Consider the following 16,231-nt stretch of genomic DNA (forward strand, 5'->3'; position numbering starts at 1 on the left):
CATCGAGATCGAGGCGGCGCTCGCCTTCGGCACCGGCCACCACGGCACCACGCTCGGTTGCCTGCGCGCCCTCGTCGCCGTCCTGAAGCGCCGCCGCCCGGCCCGAATCCTCGACGTCGGCACCGGCACCGGCATCCTCGCCTTCGCAGCCGCCAAGGCCCTTCGTACGCGTGTGATCGCCGGCGACCTCGACCGGGAGGCCGTCCTGACGGCCCGCGCCAACGCGCGCGCGAACGGCCTCGGCCCCTATCTCCGGCTCTACGAGGGACCGGGCGTGCGCAACCGGGAAGCCGACCGCAGCCGCCGCTTCGACGTGGTGTTCGCCAACATCCTGGCCCGCCCGCTCAAGCGCCTCGCGCCCTCGCTCACGGCGGTGGTGGGCAATGACGGCGTCCTCATCCTCTCGGGGCTGATCGAGCGCGACGTGGCCGGCGTGCTCTCGACCTACCGCCACCGGGGCTTCCACCTCGCCCACAAGGGGGTGATCGAGGGCTGGGCGACCCTGGTGCTGCGCCGCGGGGGGGCCGCGCCCCGGCCGCGCGACGGGTTCGCACAGGGCTGAACCGGGAGGCGGCCTGCGCATTCTCCCGGAATGAGCGCGCCCGCATCGCACGTCGGCCCCGGCGACCCGACGACCGAGGGCGCCCGCGCCCGATCCCAGGGCCGGCCGAAGGATGCCTGCCCCCATCCGGCGGGTTCGCAGGCCCGCACGGCCTGGCTCGAAGGCTACGACGGCGCACCCGCCGACAGGGCGCCGGACGCGCCCAACGAGAACGGCTGATACCGCGTCCGCCTGGTCGAAGCGGACGGGGTATCGCGAAGCCCGCGCGGCACTCGAGCGAAGCCGTAATCCGCACCGCGAAGCCATCGACCGGATGTCGTATGGCGGGTTGCCCCGGCTGCGGGCCTGACGATACCGTCGCCGGATGACGAGCCCGCGCACCCGCTTCCAGACCTTCGACGATCCGAGCCACGCCAAGGGCCCCGAGCGCATCGCCGCCTTGCGCGCCGCGCTCCGCGAGGCGGGCGTCGACGGCTTCGTGGTGCCGCGGGCGGACGAGCACCAGTCGGAATACGTGCCGGCCAACGCCGAGCGCCTGTCGTGGCTCACCGGCTTCACGGGGTCGGCGGGCACCGCCATCGTCCTGTCCGACGAGGCGGCCCTCGTCGTCGACGGGCGCTACACGCTCCAGGCACCGGCCCAGGTGGATACGGGCGTGATCGCCGTGGTGCCCCTCGGCCAGAGCACGGCAGAAGCCTGGATCAAACGGAACCTCAAGGCCGACGCGATCCTCGGCTACGACCCGTGGCTGCACACGGCCGAGGGCGTCGCGCGGCTGGAGCGGGCCGCGCAGGCTGCCGGCGGGAGCCTGCGGCCTCTTCCCGCCAATCCCGTCGACGCCGTCTGGGCCGGCCGGCCGAAGCCGCCTGCGGGCGAAGTGGTTGCCCATCCAATCACGTTCGCAGGCGAGGACGCGGCCGACAAGCTCGCCCGGATCCGCGCCGCCCTCGAGACCGCCAAGTGCGACGCCCTGGTGATCTCCGATCCCCACAACCTCGCTTGGGCGTTCAACCTGCGCGGCTCCGACGTGAGCCATACGCCCCTGGCGCTCGGCTACGCGATCGTGCCGCGCGAGGGCCGGGCGCGGCTGTTCCTGGTCTCCAGCCGCCTGACGGACGAGGTACGCCGCGCCCTGGAACCGGTCGCCGACACGGCGCCGCGGGCCGAGTTCGAGGACGCGATCGCCGCCCTCAGGGGGGCGCGGGTCCGCCTCGACGCCGCGACGGCCGCCTCGGCCCTGCGCAGCCGGATCGAGGCGGCCGGCGGCACGGCCGACCTGGGGCCCGACCCGATCACGGCGATGAAGGCGGTCAAGAACGCGGTCGAGATCGTGGGGACGCGTGCTGCCCACTTGCGCGACGGGGCAAGCCTGACGCGCTTCCTCGCCTGGATCGACCGCAGGGCGGCGGGCGGTGGCCTGAGCGAGATCGACGCCGTCGAGGCGCTGGAGGATTTCCGCGCTGCCGGCGGGGACCTGCGCGACGTGTCCTTTCCGACGATCTCGGGCTCGGGCGCCAACGGGGCGATCGTGCATTACCGGGTGACGCGGGGAAGCGACCGGCGGGTCGCGCCGGGCGAACTGTTCCTGATCGATTCCGGCGCCCAATACCCGGACGGCACCACCGACGTGACCCGCACGATCGCCATCGGCGCGCCGAGCGCGGAGATGGCCGACCGATACACCCGCGTGCTCAAGGGCCACGTCGCCATCGCCCGCGCGGTCTTCCCGAAGGGCACCACCGGCGCGCAGATCGACACCCTGGCGCGGTTGCCCCTCTGGGAGGCCGGCCTCGACTTCGACCACGGCACCGGCCACGGTGTCGGCGCCTTCCTCTCGGTGCACGAGGGCCCGCAGCGCATCGCCAAGACCGGTACGGTCGCCTTGGAGGCGGGGACGATCCTGTCGAACGAGCCGGGCTATTACCGCACGGGCGCCTACGGCATCCGGATCGAGAACCTCGTCCTCGTCGAGGACAGGGCGGTGGAGGGCGGGGAGCGGCCGATGCTCGGCTTCGAGACCCTGACGCTGGCTCCCTATGAGCGCAGGCTGATTCGCCTCGACCTGCTGAGCGCGACCGAGGTCGCGTGGGTGGACGCCTATCACGCCCGCGTCCGCGAGGCGCTGGCGGGCGGCCTCGATACCGAGACGCGGGCCTGGCTCGACCGGGCGACGGAGCCCCTCGGCCCGGCTGCGTGACGCGATCGCGCGCAGCGCATTTATACGCGGCCGTTTGAGGCGTATCGTCGGCTCCGCGTGCAACCGCATGGCGCGGTCGTGCGAAAGGACATCATGTTCCGCCTCCTCGCATTCCTGTTCCTGGCCGGCCTGACCGGCGCCTCGGCCCAGGGCTTCAAGGTGCCCGGCGACCTCGTGCGGGCGAGCCTCGTGGCCGAGCCCGCCGCGATCCGCGGCGGGGAGCCGTTCACCCTGGCCCTGCGCATGGCGATGCGGCCGGGCTGGCACGTCTACTGGCGCAACCCCGGCGATTCGGGCCTGCCGCCGGAGGTGACATGGACCCTGCCCGCCGGCTTCGCCGCCGAGGCGATCCAGTGGCCGGCGCCGCACCGCATCCCGATCGCGTCGCTGATGAACTTCGGCTACGAGGACGAGGCCGTCCTGCTCGTGCGGGTGACGCCGCCGCCGAGCCTCGACCCGGCCGAGCCGGCGCGGCTCGCGGGCAAGCTGACCTACCTCGTCTGCGAGAAGGAATGCGTACCGGGCGCGGCCGACCTCAGCCTGACCCTGCCCGTGGGGTCGGACACGAAGGCGGACCCCGGCAACAAGGCTTTGTTCGCGCGCGCGCGCGCGGCACTGCCGACCCCCTCCCCCTGGCCGTCGCGCCTCACCGCCGAGGGCGACCGGCTGGTGCTGAACCTCGACGCGACGGGCCTGAGGCCGGACACGATCCGTTCGGCCGCGTTCTTTCCTTATTCGGAGACGGCCATCGACAACGCGGCGGAGCAGCCGCTGATGGTCGACGCCGCGGGCCTGCACCTGACCCTCACCCGCGCGACGCCGTCCGACCCCCTGCCGGTCAGTCTTCCCGGCGTGTTGACCGTCGAGGAGGTGGCAGGCACCGGCACGGTGCGGCAGGCCTTCGCCATCGGCATCGAGGCCGCCCCTCCGGTATCGGGCCAGATTCCCACGGGGGCACCGGCCCCCGCGCAGGCGGGCGAGCCCCTGACCCTGCTCGGCGCGGCAGGCCTTGCGCTCCTCGGCGGCCTCGTCCTCAACCTGATGCCCTGCGTCTTCCCGGTGCTGTCGATCAAGGTACTGAGCCTCGTCAGGCATTCGGGCGAACCGCCCGCGCGGGTCCGGCTGCACGGGCTGGCCTATACGGGAGGCGTGCTCGCGGCCTTCCTGGCGCTCGCCGGCACCCTGATCGCCCTGAAGGGCGGAGGGGCCGCCATCGGCTGGGGGTTCCAGTTGCAGTCTCCCGTCGTGGTGGCGGGACTCGCCTACCTGCTCTTCGCCATGGGCCTCAGCCTGTCCGGCGTCGTGCATCTCGGCGCGGGGATCGCCGGAATCGGCGACGGGCTCACCCGGCGAGCGGGCTTGGAAGGCTCCTTCTTCACGGGCGTGCTCGCGACCGTGGTGGCGACGCCTTGCACGGCGCCGTTCATGGGCAGCGCGGTCGGCTTCGCCCTGACGCAGTCGCCCGCCGCGGCGCTCGTCGTCTTCGCCGGCCTCGGCCTCGGCCTCGCCCTGCCCTTCCTGGCGTTGACCCTGTGGCCGCCCGCCCTGCGGGCGCTGCCGAGGCCCGGCGCCTGGATGGAGGTGCTGAAACAGCTCTTCGCCTTCCCGGTCTACGCCACCGTCGCGTGGTTGGCCTGGGTCCTGGCGCAGCAGGTCGGGCCGCAGGGGCTCCTGGCCGCGCTCGCTGGCTTCGTCTTCGTGGGGTTCGCCGCCTGGGTCTGGGAGACGGGCCGCGACGCCCGGCCCGTCATGGAGCGGATCGCGCAGGGCCTCGCGGTTCTGGCGGTCGTCGCGGTGGCGGCCCTCGCGCTGACCCTCGACCGGGACCGCGCCTTGCCCGGCGCGCAGGCCGCGAAGGAAGGCGTCGAGCCCTTCACCCAGGCGCGCCTCGACGGCCTGCTGGCCGAGGGCCGGCCGGTCTTCGTCAACATGACGGCGGCCTGGTGCATCACCTGCCAGGTCAACGAGCGCAGCTCCCTCTCGACCGCAGCCGTGCGGGCGTCGATGCAGGCCCGGGGCGTGACCTATCTCAAGGGCGACTGGACCAACCAGAACCCGGAGATCACGCGCCTCCTGGAGCGCCACGGGCGCAGCGGCGTGCCGCTCTACCTCCTCTATGCCGGCCGGGATGCGGGGCAGTCCGAGCCGGCGGTGCTGCCGCAGATCCTGACGGAGGGCACGATGCTCGAAGCCCTGGCCCCGCTCGGCTTGGCGAAGGAAGGCCGCAGTGCCCGCCTGGATGCGGCGCGGACAATCCGCTGAGGGTAGCGTTCTTTATTCGCCGAGGGAGAAGGTCTCGTCGAAGGCGTAGCCGGAGCCGCGAACGGTGCGGATCGGGTCCGGCTGGCGCGGGCGGTTGATCGCCTTGCGCAGGCGCCCGACATGGACGTCCACCGTCCGCTCGTCGATGTAGACGTCGTGGCCCCAGACGCCGTCGAGAAGCTGCTCGCGGGAGAAGACGCGGCCGGGGCTCTGCATCAGGAATTCCAGCAGCTTGAACTCCGTCGGCCCAAGGTGGACTTCGAGGCCGCTGCGGCGGATGCGGTGGCTGACCCGGTCGAGCTCGATGTCGCCCGCCGCCAGCAGGTCGGCGACGTGGGCGGGCTTGGCCCGGCGCAGGAGCGCGCGCACCCGCGCCAGGAGTTCCGGCACCGAGAACGGCTTGACGATGTAGTCGTCGGCGCCCGTGCCGAGGCCGCGGATGCGGTCGCCCTCCTCGCCGCGGGCCGTGAGCATGATGATCGGCAGCCGGTCGGTCTCCCGCCGGGCCCGGACCCGGCGGCAGAGTTCGATCCCCGAGAGCCCCGGCAGCATCCAGTCAAGGAGGATCAGGTCGGGCACCTGCTCCTGGAGACGCAACTCTGCCTCGTCGCCGCGGGCGGCGGAATCGACGGTGAAGCCCTCCGCCTCCAGGTTATAGCGCAGGAGGGTGGTCAGAGCCTCCTCGTCCTCAACGATCAGGATGCGGGTGCTCATGGCTGCGCTCAGGCCGCGGGCGTGACCGTGGCGTAGTTCGAGGCGTCGTTCTTCGGCCGCTCCCCGGCCAGCGCCTCGCCGGTGGCGAGGTAGTGGATGGTCTCGGCGATGTTGGTGGTGTGGTCGCCGATGCGCTCGACGTTCTTGGCGCAGAACAGCAGGTGCGTGCAGAACGAGATGTTGCGCGGATCCTCCATCATGTAGGTCAGGAGCTCGCGGAACAGGGAATTGTAGAGGGCGTCGATCGCCCCGTCCCGCTCCCAGACGTCGTGGGCGGCCTTGACGTCGCGGCTGGAGAAGGCGTCCAGCACGTCCTTGAGCTGCTCCTGCACCAAGTCGCTCATGTGCTCGACGCCCTGGACGATCTTCTGCGCCGGCGCCTGGTCGCTGATCGCTACCACGCGCTTGGCGACGTTCTTGGCCAGATCCCCGATCCGCTCCAGGTCGCCGGAGACGCGGATCGCCGAGATCGTCTCGCGCAGGTCGATCGCCATCGGCTGGCGCTTGGCGATGAGCAGCACCGAGCGCTCCTCGATCTCCCGCTGCAGCGTGTCGAGGCGCTTGTCGGCGAGGATGACCGCCTCGGCCAGCGCCGTGTCGCGGCGGACGAGGGCGTCGGTCGCCTCCGCCATCATCTTCTCGGCCACGCCCCCCATCTCTGAGATGGAGCGCCGCAGGTCTTCGAGGTCGTTGTCGTACGAACTGACGATATGGCCGGGCATGATGCGGTCCCCAGTCGCGGGAAGCTGGTCCGGGCCGGCGGCATCGGGCGACGCCCGGGCATGCCGGCCCACGAAATAGCGGCGGCTCAGCCGAAGCGGCCGGTGATGTAGTCCTGGGTCTGCCGCTTGACCGGGTTCATGAAGATGCGGTTCGTCGGCCCGAACTCGACCAGTTCGCCGAGATACATGAACGCCGTGAACTGCGAGATGCGGGCGGCCTGCTGCATGTTGTGCGTCACGATGACGATCGTGAACTCGGCCCGCAGCTGCTCGATCAGCTCCTCGATTCGGCCGGTGGAGATCGGGTCCAGCGCCGAGGTCGGCTCGTCGAACAGGATCACCTCGGGGCGCTGGGCCACGGTGCGGGCGATGCAGAGGCGCTGCTGCTGCCCGCCGGAGAGGCCCATGCCGGACTGCTTGAGCTTGTCCTTCACCTCGTCCCACAGGGCCGCCTTGCGCAGGGATTCCTCGACGCGCACGTCGAGTTCGGCCTTGGGCAGCTTCTCGTAGAGGCGAAGCCCGAACGCGACGTTGTCGTAGATCGACATCGGGAAGGGCGTCGGCTTCTGGAACACCATGCCGATACGCGAACGCAGGTCGTTCAGGTCCACGTTGCCGTCGAGGATGTTGCTGCCGTCGAGCAGGATCTGCCCCTCCGCCCGCTGCTCGGGATAGAGGCTGTAGATCCGGTTGAAGGTCCGCAGCAGCGTCGACTTCCCGCAGCCCGAGGGGCCGATCAGGGCGGTGACCTGCCGGTCGTGGAAGTCGAGGTTGACGTTCTTCAGGCCGTGGAACTGGCCGTAGTAGAAGTTCAGGTCCTTGCAGGCGATCCGCACCGGTGCGGTGTCGTCGGCCTGTCCACGGCCCTCGAAGTGGGCGGCATTCATCGCTGAGGCGGCGTTCATCGTCTGAGGTTCCTGCAAGGCTGCGGATGACCGGTCGCGCCTCAGCGCGCCCGCTGCGGCTTGATCACGATGCGGGCGACCACGGAGAGCGCCAGGATCGTCATGGTGATGAGGAGCGCACCGGCCCAGGCGAGCTGCTGCCAGTTCGGGTAGGGCGAGAGGGCGAACTGGTAGATCATCACCGGAAGGTTAGCGACGCCGCCCATCAGGTTGGCGTTGAACCAGGAATTGTTGTTGAGGGCGGTAAACAGCAGCGGCGCGGTCTCGCCGGCGATGCGGGCGAGCGCCAGGATGATGCCGGTGACGATGCCGGCCGAGGCCGCCCGCCACGTCACGCTGACGATCACGGTCGAGGCCGGGGCGCCAAGCGCCGCGCCCGCCTCGCGCAGGGTGCCGGGCACGAGGCGCATCATGTCCTCGGTGGTGCGCACGATCACCGGGGTGGCGATGATGGCGAGCGCCACGGCGCCGGCCCAGCCCGAATAGGTCCCCATCGGCCGCACCATCAGGGTGTAGACGAACAGGCCGATCAGGATGGAGGGCGCCGAGAGCAGGATGTCGTTGAGGAAGCGGATCACGCCGGCGACCTTCGAGGTCCGGCCGTATTCCGCCAGGAAGGTGCCGGCCATGACGCCGATGGGCGTGGCGATCACGATCCCGATCAGGGTCATCACCAGGCTGCCCAGGATGGCGTTGGCGATGCCGCCGCCGACCGAGCCGGGCCCCGGAGTCGGTTCGGTGAACAGGAGGGGCGTGAAGCCCTTCAGGCCCTCGACGATCAGCATCAGCAGGATCGAGCCCAGGACCAGGGCCCCGAGCAGGGTCGCGAGCAGGCAGCCGGTGCGCAGCACCCGGTCGGCGACGCGCCGGCCCGAGCGCACGCGGCCGCCGATGGCTGCGCCCGTGCGGAGCGCGGGAAGCGGAGCGGTGGCGTCCACGGGTGGTCTCCTCAGGCGACCTTGACGCGGCGCGTCAGGAACCGGGCGATGATCAGGACGATGAAGGTGATGACGAACAGGATGCAGCCGAGCGCCATGAGGGAGCTGAGCTGGAGCCCGTCGGCCTCGTTGAACTCGTTGGCGATGCGCGAGGCGATGGTCGAGCTCGGATCGAAGATCGAGGCCGAGAGCCGGTTGGCGTTGCCGACCACGAAGGTCACGGCCATGGTCTCGCCCAGCGCCCGGCCGAGGCCGAGCATGATCGCGCCGATGATCGAGACCGACGCCTGCGGCACCAGGACGTGGCGGACCACCTCCCAGGTGGTGCAGCCGATGCCGTAGGCGCTCTCGCGCAGCACGGTCGGGATCTGGTCGAGCATGTCGCGGGCGACCGAGGCCACGAAGGGCACGATCATGATGGCCAGGATGATGCCGGCGGTGAGCACGCCGACGCCGGAGGGCACGCGGGCGTAGAACAGGGTGCCGACCAACGGCAGGCCCTCGACGAGGTTCGAGACCGGGATCTGAACGAACCGCGCGAAGAGCGGCGCGAAGATGAACAGGCCCCACATCCCGTAGATGATGCTCGGCACCGCCGCGAGGAGTTCGATGGTCATGCCCACGGGCTTGCGGGCCCAGCCGGGACAGAGCTGCGTCAGGTAGACCGCGATGCCCAGCGAGATCGGAACGCCGATGGCCAGCGCCAGGACCGCGGAGGCCACGGTGCCGGCCACGGCGACCAGGGCGCCGTACTGCTCCGTGCCGATGTTCCAGGCGCTGGAGGTGAGGAAGCCGAAACCGAATTCGCGGAAGGCCGGAAGCGCCCCGTAGATGATCGATCCGAGGATGCCCGCGAGCACCAGGAGCACGACCATCGCAGACGCGAAGGAGGCGGTTCGAAACAGGGAGTCGAGGCCTTTGCTCGGCCCCTTGCGCAACATCGTGCGCGGGCTCGCGAGCGCGATCCGTTCAGTCAAGGCGGTCATCCGCTGTTCTCTTCAACGGGGGGCGTGGTACAGCGCGATCGGTCGCGATGCGAGGGGCGTAGCGCGGGCGATCCCCTGTCCTGCAGGGATCGCCCGAAGCCGTCGTCGCGAACCGGACGCCGCGCCCGATCTCCGGACGCGGGTCCGTCCTGGCGGCGTCACATGTTGAAGACGGGCTTTCCGTCCTTGCCCTTCACGGCCTTCCACTCTTCGTGGATCAGGCCGACCACGTTGTCCGGCAGCGGCACGTAGTCGAGGTCTGCGGCGAGCTTGTCGCCGTTCTTGTAGGCCCAGTCGAAGAACTTCAGCACGTCCGTGGTCTTGGCCGGGTCGGCCGGGTCCTTGTGGACCAGGATGAAGGTCGCCGCGGTGATCGGCCAGGCGTCCTCGCCGGCCTGGTCGGTGAGGGAGATGCCGAAGCCGGGGGCGGCCTTCCAGTCGGCGCTCGCGGCAGCGGCCTGGAACGCCTTGTCGTCGGGCTGCGGGAACTTGCCGGCCTTGTTGCGGATCAGTGTGTGGCTGAGCTTGTTCTGCTTGGCGTAGGCCGATTCGACGTAGCCGATGGCGTTGGGCACCTGCTTGACGGTGGCGGTGACGCCCTCGTTGCCCTTGCCGCCCTGGCCCACCGGCCAGGAGATCGTGGTGGCGGCACCGTATTCCTTCTTCCAGGTCTCGGAAGCCTGGGAGAGATAGGTGGTGAAGATGTTCGTCGTTCCGGAGGCGTCCGAGCGGTAGACCGGAGTGATGTTGGCGTCCGGCAGCTTCATGCCGTCGTTGAGGGCGGCGATCCTGGCGTCCGACCACTTGGCGATCTTGCCGGCATAGATGTCGGCGACAATCTCGCCGGTGAGCTTTAGCTTGCCCGGCTCGACGCCGGCGACGTTCACGACGGTGACGACGCCGCCCATCACGGTCGGGAACTGGACGAGGCCGTCCTTCTCGAGCTGCGCGCCCTTCAGGGGGGCGTCGGTCGCGCCGAAATCCACGGTCTTGGCCTGGATCTGCTTGATGCCGCCGCCGGAGCCGATCGACTGGTAGTTCAGGCCCGAACCGGTGTCCTTGCGGTAGGATTCGGCCCACTTCGAATAGACCGGGAAGGGGAAGGTGGCGCCGGCGCCGGTGATGTCTCCGGCGCGGGCCGCGGTGGCGAGCTGGGCCGTCGCGAGGCCGATGGCGAGCGCGTAAGCGAAGGGTTTCACGTCGATCTCCGTTGCCGTCGGGCGCGAGGGGCAGCGGGGTCCGCCATGCGGCCCGCGTCTCGCGCCATCGGCCGGTCGTCCCGGCCGCGTCAGCGCTACTCGCCCGACGATGCCGGCCATATGACGCCGACATGACAGGGCGATGACACGGCGCCGCCGGCGCGGGGAAGCCCGGTGCATGACATGGCACGGTTTCGGGACTTCGCGCGTTTCCCTCTGTCGGCGGCGGCGACGCGCTCGCCCGTCACGATACCAATCGAGGAGGGGAAACCGTGGGCAACGACGCGCCCGTTCAGCCGATCCGGGAGGCCGATCCGGACGAATCCGCCTATCTCGCCCTCCATGAGGAGCGGGAGATCCTGGAGCGCGACCTCTCCCTGGCCAAGGCGCGCCAGCGCTTCAGCGGGGATTCGGGGGAGGTCGCCCGCGCGCGAGCGGACGAGACCACGATGCTCACGAGCCTCGACCGGCTGCTGACGCGGATTCGCGCGGCCGAGTACAGGCGCCGGCCGGGCGCCCGGCGCTGGTAGACGTCCGTCCCCCGCGGGGGCCGACGCCATGGATCAGCCGGCGCGACGCCGGTCCCGCTCCTTCTGGCGCAGGCGCAGGAGCAGGTCGACCTGGCTGTCGGGGATCGGCTGCCGGTCGACGCTGCCCTCGTACAGGGTACGCAGGGTCTGGCCGAGATGCCGGGTGTCGATACCCAGGCCGCCGAGGCTCCGCAGGGGGGCGGCGGTATCGGATTTCGTGCTGGTCTGGCTCATCGTCCCCTCCCCGATCGGGAAAACCGGAGGGCACGAATTCGGTGCCTGTCCACGTGAGTCCATCCTCAATCGGGATGGTTAAGGAAGTCCTAACGTTCAAGCCTCGGTAAGGTTAACGGACGGTCACGCCGCCGCACCCGCCAGCAGCCGCGCCGCGGCTGCGCGGGCCTCGTCGGTGATCGTGGCGCCGGCCAACATCCGCGCGATCTCCTCGCGGCGGGCCTCGACGGGCAGCGTCGAGACGCGGGTCGCGACCCGGTCGCCGCCCTTTACCGGCGCCTTGGCGATCAGGAAATGCGTCTGCGCCCGCGCGGCGACCTGGGGTGCGTGCGTCACGGCCACGACCTGCACCGTGTCCGCGAGCCGCCCCAGCCGGGCGCCGATGGCGTCTGCGACGGCTCCGCCCACGCCCGTGTCGATCTCGTCGAAGATCAGGGTCGGGGCCGAGCCCTTGTCGGCCAGCACCACCTTGAGGGCGAGCATGAAGCGCGACAACTCGCCGCCGGAGGCCACCTTCATCATCGGCCCGGCGCGCGTGCCGGGATTGGTCTGCGCCCAGAACTCCACCCGGTCGAAGCCGGCCGGGTCCCGTGCGTCGGGGTCGGTGGCGATCTCGGTGATGAAGCGGGCGCGCTCCAGCTTCAGGGGCGGCAGTTCCGCCTTCACCGCCGCGTCGAGGTGCTTGGCCGCGCGCCGGCGCCCGGCGCTCAGCTTCTCGGCCGCCGCGGCGTAGACGGCCTCCGCCGCGGCCAGTGTGCGCTCCAGCCCGGCGAGCGCCTCCTCGCCGGCATCGATGGCGGCCACGTCCGCGAGGTAGCGCTCCCGCAGGGCGGCGAGGTCGTCGGCCGGCACGGCGTATTTGCGCGAGGCGGCGCGGAGGGCGAACAGCCGCTCCTCGACCTGCTCCAGGTCGCGCGGGTCGAACTCGGTCTCGGCGACCGCCGCCTCGAGCACCGCGCGGGCCTCGTCCAGGGCGCCGAGGGCGGCGTCGAGGGCCGCGACGCACGGCTCGACCAGGGCCGGGAGCTGGCTCGCGCGCCGTTCGAGCTTGCGGATCGACGAGGACAGGTGGGGGACGGTGGAGCGCGGACCGCCGACGGCGTCGAGGGCCTCGTTCAGGTCGCGGGCGACCTTCTCGCTCTGCTGCATCACGGTCCGGCGCTCGGCCAGGATCGCCTCTTCGCCCGGCTTCGGATCGAGGCCCGCGAGTTCCTCGACGGCGTGGCGCAGGAAGTCGACCTCCTTGCGCGCGGACTCGACGCGGGCGCGGTGCTCCGACAACGCGGTCCGGGCCGAGCGTACGCCGCGGGCCGCCTCGGCGACCTTGGTCAGCGGCCCCTGCAGCCCGCCGAAGGCATCGAGGATGGCCCGGTGCGTGCCCGGATCGGTCAGCGCCCGGTCGTCGTGCTGACCGTGGATCTCGACCAGCGCCGCGCCGATCATGCGCAGCACCTGCACGCCCACGGGCTGGTCGTTGACGAAGGCGCGGGTGCGCCCGTCCGCCATCTGCGTGCGGCGCAGGATCAGTTCGCCCTCGGTGTCGATCTCGGCCTCGGCCGCGATCCGGCGGGCGGGGTGGTCGAGGGGCGCATCGAACACGGCGGTGATGCTGCCCTGCGCTTCCCCATGGCGCACGAGACGGCCGTCCCCGCGGCCGCCGAGGGCCAGGGCGAAGGCGTCGAGGAGGATCGACTTGCCCGCGCCCGTCTCGCCGGTGAGCACGCTGAGTCCTTCGCGAAAGTTCAGATCGAGGGCGTCGATCAGGACGATGTCGCGGATCGCAAGCTGCACGAGCATGCCGCGGCGGTGATCCCTTCGGAAGCGTAAGCGGCTGGTCTAACCCCAAGCGGGCGGGACTTCACCCCCTAAAGTGACCGCTGTCAGGCCCTGCGCAGGATCGCGCGGAGCCTCTGGTACTGCGCCTCGAACGGAGCCTCGAACGCCCGAATCTTCAGGTCCTCCGCCTCGTTGCGGTCGAGCTGGGCGAAGCGGTCGGCGGAGTCGTCCCTCTGCCGGCTCGGGTGACCGAGCGGATAGTTGGCGTCGCCGCGCCGCATACGAGCCTGGAACTCGGCAAGCGTCTTGGCCTGGTAATGGTTGATCTGGACGCCGCCGTAGACGACCCGGTCGGAGGCGCCGACGTTGCCCTTGGTAAAAGCCTCGAAATCGGTAAGCACACGGCGGCCCGACGACGTGAGGATGTCGTGGATCAGGACTTCAGTGATGCGGTCCGTGCGCGCCAGAGTCTTGAAGTGATGGTGGTTGCCCCACGCCCGTTCCGAGCAGCGGGTGAAGGTCCGTGTCACCAGTTCGTAACCTGGGTCCGTGCGTCCGCCCGAGCCGAATCCGAGCCAGTTGACGTGCAGGCTCGCCACATCCTCAGGGACTGACTGGATCAGGCCGGTGAGATCCTCGTAGCCGAAGGGGACGAGGAACTCGTCGATGTCGAGGATCATCGTCCAGGGCGTCGTGACTCGCCGGACCGCATGGGTATAGGCGGCGATCTGCGGCGACGCGTTGCTGGGCGAAGGCCAAGCCACCCGCACGACTCGGGAATCGCGGGCCGCGATCGTATCCAGGATCGCCGCGGTCCCGTCCGAGCTGTCGTTGTCGTAGACGACGATCCGGCCGAACCCGAGGGCGAGATGGAAAGCCAGCCACTCGACGATATAGCGGGCCTCGTTCTTGGCGATGGCGACGAGTGTCGCTGAATGCTCTCGCACGGGCTCGGGTCGCGCGGCACCGGCAGCGGTCTTCCAACGGAAGAAGATCATGCGGGCGGTCGCTCGGCGGCCCCGCGGCACCAACGGGGCGCGGGCGGAGGCAATGTCGAGAAGTTGGCCTGCCGGGCCGTGCGCGGATCGGCAGGCCGCCCCATCACTGCGCGGAGGCGGTTCGCCCCATCACCGAGCTGTAGACGCGGCTCAGGAACGAGGACTTCTCCTCGCGGGGCTCCAGGCCACCGGTCTGGAGCAGGGCGTGGGCGTCCTTGTACCACGGGCTGTCGGGGAAGTTGTGCCCGAGGACGGCGGCCGAATTCTGGGCCTCCGCGGTGATGCCGAGCGCCATGTAGGCCTCGGTAATGCGCATCAGGGCCTCTTCCGCGTGCCGGGTGGTCTGGTACTTGGCGACCACGTCGCGGAAGCGGTTGATGGCGGAGGGGAAGTTGCGCCGCTCCAGGTAGAACCGGCCGACTTCCATCTCCTTGCCGGCGAGCTGGTCGCGGGTGATCTGGATCTTGGCCTTGGCGTCGGCGGCGTATTCCGAGGTCGGGTACTTCTGGACGAGTTCCTGAAGGCCGGCCAGCGCCTTCTCGGAGCGGTCCTGGTCGCGGGTCACGTCCGGGATCTGCTTGTAGTGCGACATCGCCATCAGATACTGGGCGTAGGCCGCATCCTTGCTCGCCGGGTGGCGCTGGAGGTAGCGCTTCGAGGCGGTGATGGCGTCGTCGTACTTCTGACCCTGGTAGTTCGAGTAGGCGGTCATCAGGAGCGCCTTCCGGGACCAGTCGGAATAGGCGTACTGCTTGTCGAGGGCTTCGAACTTCTTGACCGCGTTCTCGTAGTCGCTGTCCTCGAGCTTGGCCAGGCCCTCGCTGTAGAGCTTGTCGGCCGGCACGTCGGCCACGACCTCGGGCTTGTACTTCTCGGCGAACAGGCTGGTCGGGTCCAGGTCGCAACCGCCGAGACCGAGGCCGGCGATGGACACGAGCACGGCCACCGCGGTGCCGCGATTCCGAAAGGTGACAGGCATCTGCGGTTTTTCCCCCGAACGGGCGCGGCCCGTCATCGGTGCTCGCGCCGTCAGCCATCGCGTCGTTCGTTTCAGAGCCGGCACCCTGCCAGGATCGGAGGCGCGATGCACCCCGATCCGTCATGCTCATCACGGACGATTCACCGTGACGGTCGATTCGGGCGTGAAAGCGGCAGTCTTTGCCGACCGGTGATCGGTGGGCCGATGTGCCTTGCGGGCAACAGGTGAACGGTCAGAGGTCGCCGGCGAAGGCGGCGATGCCGAGGCCGGCACCGAACTCGGCCAGCGCGGTCTCGCGGCGCGTGCCCTGGGCCTCGACGATCGCGTAGTTGGCGCGGTCGGAGAACAGGGCGGAGAGCACGCCGACGTTCATGCGGTGGCCGCCGCAATAGGAGCGGTAGCCGCCCTGGATCGGCAGGCCGGCCAGGGCCAGGTCGCCGACCGCGTCGAGGAACTTGTGGCGGACGAACTCGTCGGGGAAGCGCAGGCCCTCCGGGTTGACCACGTCGGTCTCGCCGACGGCGACGGTGTTCTCGAGGGAGGCGCCCAGCGCGAAGCCGGCTTTCCAGTAGCGCTCCACGTCCTTCATCATGCCGAAGGTGCGGGCGCCGGCGATCTCGCGGCGATAGGCGGCGGGCGTCAGGTCCATCGCCTTGCGCGAGCGGCCGATCACCGGGCTCTCGAAATCGATCTCCACGTCGAGGCGGAAGCCCCGGTCGATCGGCCGGAGTTCGGCGAAGGCGCGCCCGACCTCGATGCGGACGTGGCGCAGCACCTTGATCCAGCGGCGGGGGGCGCCGCAGGCGGCGGTTCCGGCCTTGTCGATGGCGGTGACGAAGGGGAGCGCGCTGCCGTCGAGGATCGGCATTTCAGGCCCGTCGATCTCGACGAGGGCGTTGTCGACGCCCAATCCGTAGAGGGCGGACATCAGGTGCTCGATGGTGGCGACCGCACCGGACTCGACGTCACCGATGACGGTGCAGAGTTCGGTGGCGGAGACGCAGGCGTGATGGGCCTTGATGAGCCGGTCGTTGCCCGAGGGCATTCCGGTGCGCAGAAAACTGATGCCGTGATTGGCCGGAGCCGGCCGGATCGTGATTTCGGCCGGGTTTCCGGAATGCACGCCGATACCGCTCAGCGTGGCCGGACCCTTGAGAGTTGTCTGTTGGTTCGTTCGCATTCTTTAGCCCTCGGCCGCGACCGTTCACCACCACCCTGCAAAAGCCGGG

Annotated in this window: 16 protein-coding genes; 5 read left to right on the plus strand and 11 right to left on the minus strand. The window is 70.3% G+C overall.

What is annotated here, in order from left to right; all coding sequences use genetic code 11:
• From COGEMETH_RS00055 to COGEMETH_RS00070, 4 genes are all read left to right on the plus strand, one after another.
• Positions 1-562, plus strand: a 562-nt coding sequence (locus COGEMETH_RS00055) for a 50S ribosomal protein L11 methyltransferase (protein ID WP_238180576.1), incomplete at its 5' end; no start/stop codon positions are given.
• Positions 563-592: 30 nt separating this feature from the next.
• Entirely contained in the window at positions 593-781 is a 189-nt protein-coding gene (rmf, locus tag COGEMETH_RS00060; protein ID WP_238180577.1) for a ribosome modulation factor, read from the plus strand.
• Positions 782-926: 145 nt separating this feature from the next.
• Positions 927-2,759, plus strand: coding sequence for an aminopeptidase P family protein (locus COGEMETH_RS00065; protein WP_238180578.1), 1,833 nt, complete (start codon positions 927-929; stop codon positions 2,757-2,759).
• 93 nt (positions 2,760-2,852) lie between these two features.
• A complete protein-coding gene (locus COGEMETH_RS00070) occupies positions 2,853-5,021 on the plus strand; it encodes a protein-disulfide reductase DsbD family protein (protein ID WP_238180579.1) in 2,169 nt (722 codons plus the stop codon).
• Between the two features lie 12 nt (positions 5,022-5,033).
• Here COGEMETH_RS00070 and phoB read toward each other — a convergent pair whose 3' ends face one another.
• The 6 genes from phoB to pstS form a co-directional block, all read right to left on the minus strand.
• On the minus strand, positions 5,034-5,735 hold the full coding sequence (gene phoB / locus COGEMETH_RS00075) for a phosphate regulon transcriptional regulator PhoB (protein ID WP_238180580.1): 702 nt from the start codon (positions 5,733-5,735) through the stop codon (positions 5,034-5,036).
• 8 nt (positions 5,736-5,743) lie between these two features.
• Complete coding sequence (phoU, locus tag COGEMETH_RS00080) at positions 5,744-6,457, minus strand: phosphate signaling complex protein PhoU (protein WP_238180581.1); 714 nt, start codon at positions 6,455-6,457, stop codon at positions 5,744-5,746.
• Positions 6,458-6,543: 86 nt separating this feature from the next.
• Complete coding sequence (gene pstB, locus COGEMETH_RS00085; RefSeq protein WP_238180582.1) at positions 6,544-7,362, minus strand: phosphate ABC transporter ATP-binding protein PstB; 819 nt, start codon at positions 7,360-7,362, stop codon at positions 6,544-6,546.
• 41 nt (positions 7,363-7,403) lie between these two features.
• A complete protein-coding gene (gene pstA / locus COGEMETH_RS00090; protein ID WP_238180583.1) occupies positions 7,404-8,300 on the minus strand; it encodes a phosphate ABC transporter permease PstA in 897 nt (298 codons plus the stop codon).
• An 11-nt stretch (positions 8,301-8,311) separates the two neighbouring features.
• On the minus strand, positions 8,312-9,286 hold the full coding sequence (pstC, locus tag COGEMETH_RS00095) for a phosphate ABC transporter permease subunit PstC (RefSeq protein WP_238180584.1): 975 nt from the start codon (positions 9,284-9,286) through the stop codon (positions 8,312-8,314).
• Between the two features lie 158 nt (positions 9,287-9,444).
• Positions 9,445-10,485: a phosphate ABC transporter substrate-binding protein PstS gene (gene pstS / locus COGEMETH_RS00100; RefSeq protein ID WP_238180585.1), complete on the minus strand. Its 1,041-nt coding sequence runs from the start codon at positions 10,483-10,485 to the stop codon at positions 9,445-9,447.
• Between the two features lie 272 nt (positions 10,486-10,757).
• Between pstS and COGEMETH_RS00105 the strand changes: the two genes are divergently transcribed.
• Complete coding sequence (locus COGEMETH_RS00105) at positions 10,758-11,015, plus strand: hypothetical protein (protein ID WP_238180586.1); 258 nt, start codon at positions 10,758-10,760, stop codon at positions 11,013-11,015.
• A gap of 33 nt (positions 11,016-11,048) precedes the next feature.
• On the opposite strand, the gene COGEMETH_RS00110 is transcribed toward COGEMETH_RS00105, so the two are convergent.
• The 5 genes from COGEMETH_RS00110 to lpxC form a co-directional block, all read right to left on the minus strand.
• Positions 11,049-11,249: a hypothetical protein gene (locus COGEMETH_RS00110; protein ID WP_238180587.1), complete on the minus strand. Its 201-nt coding sequence runs from the start codon at positions 11,247-11,249 to the stop codon at positions 11,049-11,051.
• 123 nt (positions 11,250-11,372) lie between these two features.
• On the minus strand, positions 11,373-13,046 hold the full coding sequence (gene recN, locus COGEMETH_RS00115; RefSeq protein ID WP_238180588.1) for a DNA repair protein RecN: 1,674 nt from the start codon (positions 13,044-13,046) through the stop codon (positions 11,373-11,375).
• Between the two features lie 83 nt (positions 13,047-13,129).
• Positions 13,130-13,972 carry a glycosyltransferase family 92 protein gene (locus tag COGEMETH_RS00120; protein ID WP_238180589.1) on the minus strand — a complete coding sequence of 281 codons (843 nt, stop codon included), beginning with the start codon at positions 13,970-13,972 and terminating at the stop codon, positions 13,130-13,132.
• Positions 13,973-14,126: 154 nt separating this feature from the next.
• Positions 14,127-15,002: an outer membrane protein assembly factor BamD gene (locus COGEMETH_RS00125; RefSeq protein ID WP_238180590.1), complete on the minus strand. Its 876-nt coding sequence runs from the start codon at positions 15,000-15,002 to the stop codon at positions 14,127-14,129.
• A 232-nt stretch (positions 15,003-15,234) separates the two neighbouring features.
• Positions 15,235-16,182 (minus strand): UDP-3-O-acyl-N-acetylglucosamine deacetylase, encoded by a 948-nt coding sequence (gene lpxC / locus COGEMETH_RS00130; RefSeq protein ID WP_238180591.1) that lies wholly within the window; start codon positions 16,180-16,182, stop codon positions 15,235-15,237.
• Positions 16,183-16,231 lie beyond the last annotated feature (49 nt).

Source organism: Methylobacterium trifolii, from assembly GCF_022179685.1.
GTDB lineage: Bacteria > Pseudomonadota > Alphaproteobacteria > Rhizobiales > Beijerinckiaceae > Methylobacterium > Methylobacterium trifolii.